Raw genomic sequence first — 12,932 nt, forward strand, 5'->3', positions numbered from 1 at the left:
AAGGCCGACCGCCTCGTGAACGAGCTCGGTTACGACGAGGCCATCATCCGCGGTGCCGGACCACTCACCGAACAGCTGGCGAAGGCCGCGCCGGAAGGCATCGACGTCTTCTTCGACAACGTCGGGGGCGAGCAGCTCCAGGCAGCCGTGGAGGCCGCGCGTCCGGGCGCCCGGTTCGTCCCGATCGGCGCCCTGGCCGGGCAGCTCTCCGAGCACGGCACCGGTACCACGGCACCCGTCCAGCTGGACTCCATGCCGCTCATCCGCAAAACGGATCGTGATGCGTGGCTTCAGCTCGGACGACTTCGACGACGAGTCGGAGTGGACCGAGCGGTTCGCTGCGTGAACCTGGAGCGGGACACGGCAACCCGCGGTCTGCCGGTGCTCGCCACGTCGATGAGGTCAAGCAGTTCGGCTGACGAGGGTTGCCGATCAGGCCTTCCGCCAGCGTGACAGCACGGCGGCGGGGGTCAGCCGGCTACTGATGGCCCGTTGAGGTTCAGCGGCGGGGCGTAGCGGGGCGGGTTCAAGTCCGGCTTCCCAGCAGAAGGAGGACCGGAAGTTCACCAGGGTCTGGCGGCGGATGACGGTGTCGGAGCGGACCTGGAGGCAGGGCCGTCGGATCGCTGGTGGCCAGCACAAGCCGGGTAGTGCTGTCCGGCCCCTCAGAAGCCCGAAGTGGCGACCGAGGCCGTCGCGTGCGATGCGACGTCTATGACGTCGAATCGCGTGGTCGTCAACGTTCTCGGCGGGTGAGTCCTCTCGGGAGCCCAGCGGCGGTACGCGGTGGCCTGCCCACCCCAGGTCGAACTGCCCCTCGCCGCCGGTCGCCACGCTCGCGGTCAGTTTCGGCCTCGCCATGTCCTCACGCGCTTGTAGATACTCGACAGAAAGCTCTGTACTCCCGATCTTCATAGATCACATGTCACAGGTGCCCCACCGCCAAGAAAACTACGCGTCCGTCACTGATCACGCCCAGGATCCGGTGCATGTGCCACGGGCTCGCTCGACCCCGACCACAATCCCAGCCACCGACACGCCGACCGGCCGGTGCGACCGGCCCCCGCGCTGCCGATCGAGAGTCACTCTCCGTGGTAGAGGCGGGCCAGGTCGATCAGTTGAATCGTGGGGTCGTTCTGTGCGAGGTGGTTCAGCTCATCGGTGAAGCCGGTGCCGCTGAAGCAGTGGAGCCTCGTTGCCTCGGTAGCAGTACCGCTTCTGATCAGGAGGGAACGGATGTGCCGGAGGCGTTCCAGGTGGCCGGCCCCCATCACCTCACTCCACTTCGCTTCGCCGATGGCGAGCAGCATCTGGCGACCCTCTTGGCTCTCGCCGTGGACTGCGACGTCGACCTCGTGGCTGGTCCTGGCAGCCGGGTCGTTGACGGTCCCGCCGGCAACGCGTGTGACGTGTCCTCCCTGGGTGTCGGGTGCCGCATGCCAGCGGGCCCATTCCCGGCAGACCTGCTCGAAGTGCGGACCGACGACCTTGCTGCGGAAGGTGGACTGGGTTCGGCGCCACACGTCGGGCGCCCGCCCGGGGCGTTCCAGATCACCCCAGGCCGGGCGCATGACCGCGTGGTAGAAGGTGACGAGCGGTTCGGCAATGCGGTAGGCGGAGCGGTTACGGCGAAAGGCATCGGCTTCGTGGGTGATCATGCCGACGTCCTGGAGAACGCTCAACGGGTGGGCGAGGTCGGTGGACTTGCGCCCCAGGTAGTCGGCGATGCCGCCACGAGCAGCGTTACCGGCGGCGATCGCTGCCAGTACCGAGTGGTACAGCGCGGTGTCGTGAAGTTCGGGCTCCTCGGCGAGAAGGTAGCGGGCTTCCCGGAAGAGCGGACGCGCCGGGTTGAGGACGGCTCGGACGACCCAGGCATCGAAGTCGTCCGGCCCGGCAGGAGTGTCCCCCTGGGTGAACTCACGGCGGTAAGCGGGGGTACCCCCGACGATGGCATTGGTCAGCAACGCCGTGCGCGGGTCGTCGATCTGCCAGAACTCGGCCGCGAGCCGGAAGTCCAGGGTCGGGACCACGAGTTCGAGGCCGGCCCGGCCACGCAGCGGAGCATTGCCGGACAGCAACCGGCCCATGAACGACAGCGCGGAGCCGCACAACAGCAGACGCACAGGAGTGTTGGTGTGCTGGGCAGCAGGATCCAAGGCGCGCTGGATGATCGAAGGCAGGGAGGGAGATGCCTTCGCGAGGAAGGGAAACTCGTCGATGACCGCCACGGTGGGGCCGCCCGCGTCGGCGATGCGCATGAGTTCCGCGACCGCCTCGTCCCAGTGCGCGAACCGGAACGGAGTGGGCTGCCCGCGATACCGGGCCAGCGCCTCACCGAACTGACGCAGGGCGTCGGCCTCGGTGGTCTCAGTGGCGGTGAACATGAAGCCGCCACTGGCACGAGCGACGGCGTCGAGCAGGAAGGTCTTGCCCTGCCGGCGACGACCGGAGACCACGCCCAGCGTGGCCCGCAGGCCCGGGAGGGTGGCGAACCGGGTCAGCTCGGCCCATTCGAAGGCACGGTCGAACATCTCGGCGGGCTTGTCCACAGCACCAGCTCCCACATATAGATGCAGTTATTATAGCTGGACTTATTCTCCACATCGAGCCGCCATACCGACTCCGGATCCCGCGAGGCGAACACCCCGGACGGCACCGCCGGGTCGACGGAACCGCACCCACCTTCCTGCACAGGATTGTGCGACATCGACAACCTGGCCGAAGTCAGCACTTCCCGCCCGGACACCCGCCATCAACGCCGGCTGCCGCACCGCAGTTGCACCGATGCGCTCCCCTCCTGCACTCCATTGCCAGCCAGAACCGATCAGGCAGCGGCGAATTTTGAAACCACAATGGCCAGAGGGGAATAACAGAAAACCCCAGGTCAGATACCTGACCTGGGGTTTGAAAAGAGCCGCCTTCGGGATTCGAACCCGAGACCTACGCATTACGAGTGCGTTGCTCTGGCCATCTGAGCTAAGGCGGCGCGCCGTCCGCACTATGGTGCGATCAGCAACGTCGGTAAGTCTACACAGTTTCCGAGGTGCTCCGTACCAACCCCTTCCGGGCCCTCCCCGGCCCGCCCAGGCGCCCCGGCTGCCCCGGAGCGAGGTGCTCCGGGGCAGTTCAGGGCGGCTGTCGGCGCCCACCTTGCGCCCACCTTCAGCACCCGGCGTCAGGGCCCGCCGTCAGCGAAAGCCGTCAGGGCCCGCCGTCAGGACCGGGAGTCAGCCACACCCCTCAGCACCGCTTGTCCCGCGCCGGCGGCGTCCCCCGCACGAGATACGCGTTGATCGTCCTGTCGATGCACTTGCTCCCCCGCCCGTACGCCGTGTGCCCGTCGCCCTCGTAGGTGAGGAGGCGGGCGGAGGAGAGCTGGCGGGAGAGGGCCTGGGCCCAGCGGTAGGGGGTCGCCGGGTCGCGGGTGGTGCCGACCACGACGATCGGGGCCGCGCCCGCCGCCTCGATGCGGTGCGGCTCGCCCGTGGGTGCCACCGGCCAGTACGCGCAGTTCAGGGTGGCCCAGGCGAGACCCTCGCCGAAGACGGGGGACGCCTTCTCGAAGGCGGGGAGGGACTTGCGGACCTCGTCGGGCGTGGCGAAGGCCGGCGGAAGGTCCAGGCAGTTCACCGCCGCGTTGGCGAACATCAGGTTCGTGTAGCGGCCCTCGGCGTCGCGCTCGTAGTAGCTGTCGGAGAGGGCGAGGAGGCCCGCTCCGTCGTTCTCCCGCATCGCCGCGGACAGCGCGTCACGCAGATGCTGCCAGGCACCCTCGTCGTACATCGCCGCGATCACGCCCGTGGTGGCGAGGGATTCGCCGAGTTCACGGCCGTCCGCGTCACCGGTCGGGATGGGGCGCGCGTCGAGCTTCTCGAAGAAGGCCTTGAGGTTGCTGCCGACGGCACTCGCCTTCGTGCCCAGCGGGCAGTCCCGGTGGTGCACGCAGTCCCGGGCGAACGCCTGGAACGCCGTCTCGAAGCCCGCCGTCTGGTCGAGGTTCAACCGGCGGGCGGGCAGGGACGGGTCCATCCCGCCGTCCAGGACCAGCCGGCCGACCCGGTCCGGGAAGAGCCCGGCGTACGTCGCCCCGAGCAGGGTGCCGTACGAGGCCCCCACGTACGTCAGCTTCTCGTCCCCCAGCACCGCGCGCAGGATGTCCATGTCGCGGGCCGCCTCGGTGGTGGAGACGTGCCGGAGCAGGCCGGCCGCGTCCTCGCCGCAGCCCTCCGCGAACTTCTTGTACGCGTCGACGAGCCGGCCCGTCTCCTTGGCGTCGTCGGGCGTGAAGTCCGTCTGCGTGTACGCGTCCATGGCCCGGCCGTCGAGGCATTCGACCGGCTCGCTGCGCGCGACGCCGCGCGGGTCGACCGCGACCATGTCGTACTGGGCGCGCACCTCGACCGGGTAACCGATCCCCGCGTACTGCTGGAGATAGCCGATCGCAGAGCCGCCGGGGCCGCCCGGGTTCACGAGCAGTGAGCCGAGCCGCTTGCCCGGACCCGTCGCCTTCTTGCGGGCCACGGCGAGCCGCGTGTCCCCGGCGTCCGGCTTCGTGTAATCGAGCGGCGCCTTCATCGTGGCGCACTGGAAGCCGGGCACCCCGCAGCTGCGCCAGGTCAGCTTCTGCGCGTAGTACGGCGCGAGGGTGGTCGGCGTCGCCCGCGGCAGCGCGGCCAGCGCCGCCCCGGCCGCCGGGCTCCCTGACTTCGTCGCGCTGGTCGTCGTCACACCGCCCGAGGTGCAGGCGGAGACGAGCAGCGCGGCGGCGGCGAGGAAGGCACCGATCGTGCTGGTTCGCCGGCCGTTCGAGCGACGGTCGCGTGGGCCCTGTCCACAACGGTTGCGAGGGCCCTGCCCGCTGGAACTCGGGGCTGGGCCGGCTGGAGAGCTGCGCCTGGTGTACATCAGGCGAGGGTAACTCTGCGCAGCCGTTTGAATGCCGTGCGTGCACGCCACGGCTCGTACGTGTTACATGGTCAACCTCCCGTTGATCACCTGTGAACGACTACCGGGCCGGTCCCGGGCCCCGCCCGGCTCAGCCCGCTCTCAGCGCCATGGTCATCGCCTCCACCGCCAGCAGCGGCGCCACATTGCGGTCGAGGGCGTCACGGCAGGCGGCGATGGCCTCGATCCGGCGCAGGGTGGACTCCGGGGCGCTGTCGCGGGCCAGACGCTCCAGGGCGTCCTCGGCGTCGGTGTTGGCGAGGGCCACACGAGAGCCCAGCTGGAGAGCGAGGACGTCGCGGTAGAAGGCGGTGAGGTCGGTCAGGGCGAGGTCGAGGCTGTCGCGCTGCGTGCGTGTACGGCGCCGCTTCTGCTTGTCCTCAAGGTCCTTGATCACGCCCGCCGTGCCGCGCGGCATGCGACCGCCCTGGGCCGCGCCCAGTGCCGCCTTCAGCTCCTCCGTCTCCTTGGCGTCGATCTCCTCGGCGAGGTGCTTGGCGTCCTCGGCCGCGGCGTCCACGAGTTCCTGCGCGGCCTTGAGGCAGCCGCCGATGTCGCCGAGACGGAGGGGCAGCTTGAGGACGGCGGCCCGGCGCTCGCGGGCGGCCGGGTCGGTGGCCAGGCGGCGGGCCCGGTCGACATGGCCCTGCGTGGCGCGGGCCGCGGCGGCGGCGACCTCGGGCTCGATGCCTTCGCGCCGTACGAGCATGTCGGCGACGGCGTCGACGGAGGGCGTGCTCAGGTTCAGGTGGCGGCAGCGGGAGCGGATGGTCGGCAGGACGTCCTCGATGGAGGGGGCGCAGAGCAGCCAGACCGTGCGGGGAGCGGGCTCCTCGACCGCCTTCAGGACGGCGTTGGCCGACTTCTCGTTCAGCCGTTCGGCGTCCTCGACGAGGATGATCTGCCAGCGGCCGTTCGCCGGTGAGGTGAAGGACTTGCGGACGGTGTCCCGCATGTCGTCGGCGAGGATCTGGGTGCCGACGGCCGCCACGGTGGTGACGTCGGCGTGCGTGCCGACGAGCGCCGTATGGCACCCGTCGCAGAACCCGCATCCGGGGGCACCGCCCAGTGCCCGGTCAGGGCTCACGCATTGAAGCGCCGCGGCGAAGGCCCGCGCCGTCTGGTTCCGGCCCGCGCCGGGCGGGCCCGTGAACAACCAGGCGTGGGTCATCTTGGACGCCTCGGGGGGCGGCGCGTCGGTGGCAGCGGCGGTGACAAGGGCGTCGGCGTCCCGGGCGGCGGCATCCAGCTGCTCGCTCACCCTCGCCTGCCCCACCAGGTCGTCCCACACGCTCATGGGTCCCGCCGCCCTTCGTTCACATTTCGCGGTGCGGGATCCATTGTGCGGGGCGGCACTGACAACGGGTGCCGGTCCGGGCAGCGGGCGTCACAACGGGCACGGGTGCCGGACCGGCCGGTACGGGTTCCGGAACAGGCGGCACTCATGCCGGAGCATGCGGCACGGAAGCCGGAGCAGGCAGAGCCGACCAGCGGCCCTGCCGAGCCTGGCCTCAACGCCTGCGGCCCCGACCCCGGCCCCCGTCCTCGTCGTACTCGTCCTCGTGCGGGCCCAGCAGTTCGTCGGCCAGCGTGGGCAGATCGTCCAACGGCGTCTCCTCGGCCCAGTCGGACCGAGCCCTGCGCCGCGGCGTCCCCGTCTCGTCGACCTGGGGCATCTCGCGCGTACGTTCCTCGGCGCGGACGTCGTCACGGAAGTACCCCGGCGGAGCCTGATCCGCCCGGTCCCGATCCACCCGCCCCTCGCCCGACACGGCAGGCAGCACCGCCGTCTCGTCGGCGGCACCCGGCACCACCGGTGGCAGCACCGCCGTCTCGTCCGCGGCCCCCGGCACCGGCGGCTGCGGCAGCTTCGTCGTCACCTCGGATTCGGACTCCTTGGCAGCACGGCCACCGCGGGCCCGGTTGCCCGCAGAAGTGCCGTCGGAAGTGCCGTCTGCGGAGGCGCCGTCCCCGGCTCCGGAGGAGGGCGCACCGCCGGTCTCGCGCCGCTCCTCGTCGCGCACCGGCCGCAGCACAGTCGTCTCGTCCGACGCCCCGCCCGGCGCAGTCCCCGGCGTCACCACCGGCGTGGGTACCGTCATCGCGTCCGCGGGGGCGGCCCCGGCCCCGGGCGCCGACGGCCTCGGGCCCGCCTGGGCCTGCGCGGCCGCCTGCTCCGCGAGCCGTCGTGCCTCCTCGGCGCGCAGCAGAGCCTCCTCGGCCTTGCGCTGCTTCTCCAGGCGGAGCGCCTCCGCCTCGGCGCGCAGCCGGGCCTCCTCCTCGGCCTCCTTGCGGCGGCGGTCCTCTTCGGCCTTGCGGCGCGCTTCCTCCTCGGCGCGCGCCTTCTCCTCCGCGAGGAGGCGCTGGCGCTCCTCCTCGGCCCGTCGGCGCGCTTCCTCGGCCCGCAGCCGGGCCTCCTCCGCCTGCCGTTCGGCCTCCCGGCGCTGCGCCTCCTCCAGCTCGCGCCGCTTGCGCTCCTCCTCCTCGGCGCGCAGCCGGGCGAGCTGCTCCTGGCGCTCACGCTCCAGGCGCTCCTCCTCGGCCTTGCGGGCGGCCTCTTCCTCGGCCTTGCGGCGGGCCTCCTCCTCGGCCTGACGGCGCGCTTCCTCCTGGGCCTGGATCTCAGCCTCGGACAGCGGCAGCATCTGGTCGAGCCGGTGTCGGACGACCGTGGTCACCGCCTCGGGCTCCTGCCCCGCGTCCACCACCAGGTAGCGGCCCGGGTCGGCGGCGGCCAGCGTCAGGAAGCCGGAGCGCACGCGCGCGTGGAACTCCGCCGGCTCCGACTCCAGCCGGTCCGGCGCCTCGGTGAACCGCTCGCGGGCGATCTCCGGCGAGATGTCCAGCAGCACGGTCAGGTGGGGGGCCAGTCCGTTCGTCGCCCAGCGGTTGATCCGGGCGATCTCCGTCGGCGACAGGTCACGGCCCGCCCCCTGGTAGGCGACGGAGGAGTCGACGTAGCGGTCCGAGATGACGACCGCGCCGCGCTCCAGCGCGGGCCGGACCACCGTGTCGACGTGCTCCGCGCGGTCCGCCGCGTACAGCAGCGCCTCCGCGCGGTGCGACAGGCCCGCGCTCGACACGTCCAGCAGGATCGAGCGCAGCCGCTTGCCGACCGGTGTCGCGCCCGGTTCGCGGGTGACGACGACCTCGTGGCCCTTGCCGCGGATCCACTCGGCGAGCGCCTCGGCCTGGGTGGACTTCCCGGCGCCGTCACCGCCCTCCAGGGCGATGAAGAAGCCGGTCGTCGCGGGCACCTGCTCCGGATCGTCCCCGCCGAGCACCGCGTCCCGCAGGTCCTGGCGCAGCGGCACGCCGGAACGGTCGTCGACCTTGGCCAGCACCAGCGCGGCCACCGGCAGCAGCAGCGCCCCGGCCAGCATCAGCGTGAACGCCGCGCCGCCGTGTGCGAAGACGAACTTGCCGCTCTCCAGGCGGTGCGGCCCGATCAGCGCGGCCACCAGCGGCGCGATCACGGCGCCGAGCGCCACGCACACGCGTACGACCGCGTGGAGGTGCTCCGTGGTGCGCGGACGCCGGAATTCCTCAGCCTCCTGGTCGAGCAGGGTGTGCCCGGTGTTGGCGGCCATGCCCGCGCCGATCCCGGCCAGGGCGATGATCAGCAGCACGGTGGTGACGTCCGGGACGAGTCCCGCGGCCAGCAGGGCGACGCCGGTGAAGGCGATCGCCAGGGCCAGCAGCCGGCGCCGCGACAGGGAGGGCAGCACGGAGGGGGCCGTACGGATGCCGACGACCACGCCGCCGGTCAGCGCGAGCACCAGCAGGCCGTACAGCACCGGGCCGCCGCTCAGGTCCTTGGCATGCAGCACGGCCACCGCGACCCCGGCGGACACGGCCCCGGCGACGGCCGCGCACGCTGTCACCAGCAGCGGGATCGCACCAGTACGGCCCTTGTCGACGCCCGAGCCGGTCTTGGGCCGGCGCAGGCCCTCCAGCGGCGACCGCGCGCGCGGGGTGCGCGTGTCGGGCAGCTCCAGGAAGGTCAGCACGGAAAGGGAGGCGGCGAACAGACCGGCCGCGACATAGGAAGCGAGGGCCGCCTGGTGCTGGTCGAACCAGTCGAGTCCGGTACCGAGCAGATTGTTGAGCAGCGCGGCGGCGACGAGCGCGGCGGCGGCCAGGGGGATCGCGACGAAGCCCGTACGCAGCGACAGGCGGCGCAGCGCGTCCATGTGGTCCGGCAGCGGTCGCACGGTCGCGCCCTCGGGCGGTGGGGGCGGCAGCAGCGCGGGCGCCGCGCTCTCCCGGCACACCGTCCAGAAACGCTCGGCGACGCCGGAGACGAAGCCGGTGACCAGCAGGACGGCCAGCGCGTTGTCCGGCGTCCAGTCGATCCACAGAGGCGCCACGATCAGCAGGCCGGCTCGCAGGCCGTCCGCGCCGACCATGGTCCAGCGCCGGTCGAGCGGGCCTTCCTGGGAGGTGAGCGACGTCAGCGGGCCGAGGAGTACGGCGCCGAAGAGCAGCGTCGCGAGGATGCGGACGCCGAAGACGGTCGCCACTGCGAACGCCACGCCCCGGTACCCACCGCCGAACGACCCTTCGGTGATCGCCGCCTGAAGGGCCAGCAGGACCAGCACCAGGAGGGCGAGGATGTCGCCGACACCGCCCACCAACTGCGCGCTCCACAGCCGCTTGAGCTGCGGTCGGCGCAGCAGGGCGCGGACGGCGCGCTCGCGGGAGTCCACGACCAGGGTGTCGTCGGAGGCCGGGTGGTGGGCCGTTGGCTGCTCGGCTCGCGTCATGCTTTCAGCCTATCGGGATGCACTGACAGCCCGACGCGCCCGCCCGAACGTACGCACGCCTCGACACCAAACTGATGCCGAGGCGTTCGTTTTGCGAACCGAAAGTGAAGAACCAGGCCCTCAACCGGACCCCGAAAGAGCCCGGTTGGACCTCACGCCGACCGATCGACCCCGTGCGGAGTGGCGTGGCGTGGCCCGAAGGCGACGGCTCAGGACACGGAGAGGACGGTTCAGGAGGAGAGGGGACGATTCAGTCATCGCTCGCCGACTTCGAAGCCGCCGTCTTCTTCGCGGTGGTCTTCTTCGCCGTCGTCTTCTTCGTGGCCGTCGTCTTCTTCGCCGCGGTCTTCTTGGCAGCCGTCTTCTTGGCCGGGGCGGCCTTCTTGGCGGCCGTCTTCTTCGCCGGCGCCTTCTTCGCCGTCTTCTTGGCGGGCCCCTTCGCCCGCTTCTCGGCGAGCAGCTCGAAGCCGCGCTCCGGGGTGATCGTCTCGACGCTGTCGCCCGAGCGCAGGGTCGCGTTGGTCTCCCCGTCGGTCACGTACGGCCCGAAGCGACCGTCCTTGACGACGACCGGCTTCTCGCTCACCGGGTCGGTCCCCAGCTCCTTCAGCGGCGGCTTGGCGGCCGCGCGGCCACGCTGCTTGGGCTGGGCGTAGATCGCCTGGGCCTCTTCCAGCGTGATCGTGAAGAGCTGCTCCTCGGTCTGGAGCGACCGCGAGTCCGTGCCCTTCTTCAGATACGGGCCGTAGCGGCCGTTCTGCGCGGTGATCTCCACGCCCTCCGCGTCCGTGCCGACGACGCGGGGCAGCGACATCAGCTTGAGGGCGTCCTCAAGGGTCACCGTGTCGAGCGACATCGACTTGAACAGCGAGGCCGTGCGCGGCTTGACCGCGTTCTTGCCGGTCTTCGGGGTGCCCTCGGGAAGCACCTCGGTGACGTACGGGCCGTAGCGGCCGTCGCGGGCGATGATCTGATGGCCGGTCTGCGGGTCTGCGCCGAGCTCGAAGTCGCCGCTCGGCTTGGCGAGCAGCTCCTCCGCGAGCTCCACGGACAGCTCGTCCGGGGCCAGGTCCTCGGGCACGTCCGCCCGCTGGTGCTGCTCGGTGTCCTTCTCGCCGCGCTCGATGTACGGGCCGTAGCGGCCGACCCGCAGCACGATGTCGTTGCCCACCGGGAACGACGACACCTCGCGCGCGTCGATCGCGCCCAGGTCGGTCACCAGCTCCTTGAGCCCACCGAGGTGGTCCCCGTCGCCGTTGCCGGCGTCGGCCGCGCCGCCCTCACCTGTGCCCTCACCGAAGTAGAACCGCTTCAGCCACGGCACGGACTGGGCCTCGCCGCGGGCGATGCGGTCGAGGTCGTCCTCCATCTTGGCGGTGAAGTCGTAGTCGACGAGCCGCCCGAAGTGCTTCTCCAGGAGGTTGACCACGGCGAAGGACAGGAAGGACGGGACGAGTGCCGTGCCCTTCTTGAACACATAGCCGCGGTCGAGGATCGTGCCGATGATCGACGCGTACGTCGACGGGCGGCCGATCTCGCGCTCTTCGAGCTCCTTGACCAGGCTGGCCTCGGTGTAGCGGGCCGGGGGCTTGGTGGCGTGCCCGTCGACCGTGATCTCCTCGGCGGAGAGCCGGTCGCCCTCGCTGACCTGCGGCAGCCGGCGCTCGCGGTCGTCCAGCTCGGCGTTCGGGTCGTCGGCGCCCTCGACGTAGGCCTTCAGGAAGCCGTGGAACGTGATCGTCTTGCCGGACGCGCTGAACTCGACGTCCCGGCCGTCGGCCGCCGTGCCGCCGATCTTGACGGTGACCGAGTTACCGGTCGCGTCCTTCATCTGAGAGGCGACGGTTCGCTTCCAGATCAGCTCGTACAGCTTGAACTGGTCGCCGGTCAGTCCGGTCTCGGCAGGGGTGCGGAAGCGGTCGCCGGAGGGGCGGATCGCCTCGTGCGCCTCCTGCGCGTTCTTGACCTTGCCGGCGTAGGTGCGCGGGGCGGACGGCAGGTAGTCGGCGCCGTACAGCTGCGTGACCTGGGCGCGGGCGGCCGCGACGGCGGTGTCGCTCAGCGTCGTGGAGTCCGTACGCATGTACGTGATGTAGCCGTTCTCGTACAGCTTCTGCGCGACCTGCATGGTGGCCTTCGCGCCGAAGCCGAGCTTGCGGCTGGCCTCCTGCTGCAGCGTCGTCGTACGGAACGGGGCGTACGGCGAGCGGCGGTAGGGCTTGGACTCGACGGACCGGACGGCGAACTGCGTCTGCTCCAGGGCGGCGGCGAGGGCGCGGGCGTTCGCCTCGTCGAGGTGGAGGGTGTTCGCGCTCTTGAGTTGTCCCAGGGAGTCGAAGTCGCGGCCCTGCGCGACTCGCCTGCCGTCGACGGTCTGCAGGCGCGCGACCAGCGACGACGGGTCCGACGAGTCCCCAGCGCGGCCGGTCGCGAAGGTGCCCGTCAGGTCCCAGTACTCAGCAGAACGAAACGCGATGCGCTCGCGTTCCCGCTCCACGACAAGACGTGTGGCGACGGACTGGACACGGCCGGCCGACAGGCGCGGCATGACCTTCTTCCACAGGACCGGCGAGACCTCGTAGCCGTAGAGGCGGTCGAGGATGCGGCGGGTCTCCTGGGCGTCGACGAGCTTCTGGTTGAGCTGGCGCGGGTTGGCCACGGCGGCCTGGATCGCGGCCTTGGTGATCTCGTGGAAGACCATCCGCTTGACCGGGACCTTGGGCTTGAGCACTTCCTGGAGGTGCCAGGCGATGGCCTCGCCCTCGCGGTCCTCATCGGTGGCGAGGTAGAGCTCGTCGGACTCCTTCAGCAGGTCCTTGAGCTTCTTGACCTGCGCCCTCTTGTCGGCGTTGACGACATAGATCGGCTCGAAGTCGTGCTCGACGTCGACGCCGAGGCGGCGGACCTCGCCGGTGTACTTCTCGGGCACCTCCGCGGCGCCGTTGGGAAGGTCGCGGATGTGCCCGACGCTCGCTTCGACTACGTAGCCGGGGCCCAGGTAGCCCTTGATCGTCTTCGCCTTGGCAGGCGACTCGACGATGACGAGTCGGCGGCCGCCCTGTGCGGTCTCGCTGGTCGGGGACAACTTCGCTCTTCTCTCCGGTCGACGCTTGGGCCTTCCCAGGGTCAAACGGCTCCGGGGAGATGCAGGTGCGGTCCCGCGCCCGCCGCGGCGGCGGCTGTGTTCACAGCCGGTGCGTCCTCTCGGTGCCGGACGAA

6 protein-coding genes and 1 tRNA gene are annotated in these 12,932 nt (G+C 71.1%); 1 reads left to right on the forward strand and 6 read right to left on the reverse strand.

Features of this window, described 5'->3' with window-relative positions; genetic code table 11:
* The first annotated feature begins 15 nt into the window (after positions 1-15).
* On the forward strand, positions 16-453 hold the full coding sequence (locus ACZ4UU_RS09515) for a zinc-binding dehydrogenase (RefSeq protein WP_468038095.1): 438 nt from the start codon (positions 16-18) through the stop codon (positions 451-453).
* Positions 454-1,082: 629 nt separating this feature from the next.
* On the opposite strand, the gene ACZ4UU_RS09520 is transcribed toward ACZ4UU_RS09515, so the two are convergent.
* From ACZ4UU_RS09520 to topA, 6 genes are all read right to left on the reverse strand, one after another.
* Positions 1,083-2,534 (reverse strand): AAA family ATPase, encoded by a 1,452-nt coding sequence (locus tag ACZ4UU_RS09520; RefSeq protein WP_468039166.1) that lies wholly within the window; start codon positions 2,532-2,534, stop codon positions 1,083-1,085.
* Between the two features lie 381 nt (positions 2,535-2,915).
* Positions 2,916-2,989 (reverse strand) — tRNA-Thr (locus tag ACZ4UU_RS09525).
* Positions 2,990-3,243: 254 nt separating this feature from the next.
* The gene (locus ACZ4UU_RS09530) at positions 3,244-4,908 is read right to left on the reverse strand and encodes an alpha/beta hydrolase (RefSeq protein ID WP_468038097.1); all 1,665 of its coding nucleotides are present in this window, start codon (positions 4,906-4,908) and stop codon (positions 3,244-3,246) included.
* A 130-nt stretch (positions 4,909-5,038) separates the two neighbouring features.
* Complete coding sequence (locus tag ACZ4UU_RS09535) at positions 5,039-6,244, reverse strand: DNA polymerase III subunit delta' (protein ID WP_468038099.1); 1,206 nt, start codon at positions 6,242-6,244, stop codon at positions 5,039-5,041.
* 214 nt (positions 6,245-6,458) lie between these two features.
* Positions 6,459-9,713 carry a dTMP kinase gene (gene tmk / locus ACZ4UU_RS09540; RefSeq protein ID WP_468038101.1) on the reverse strand — a complete coding sequence of 1,085 codons (3,255 nt, stop codon included), beginning with the start codon at positions 9,711-9,713 and terminating at the stop codon, positions 6,459-6,461.
* A 250-nt stretch (positions 9,714-9,963) separates the two neighbouring features.
* Positions 9,964-12,798 carry a type I DNA topoisomerase gene (gene topA / locus ACZ4UU_RS09545; protein ID WP_468038103.1) on the reverse strand — a complete coding sequence of 945 codons (2,835 nt, stop codon included), beginning with the start codon at positions 12,796-12,798 and terminating at the stop codon, positions 9,964-9,966.
* Between the last annotated feature and the right edge of the window lie 134 nt (positions 12,799-12,932).

The sequence above is a fragment of the Streptomyces sp. NPDC028907 genome (assembly GCF_055564995.1).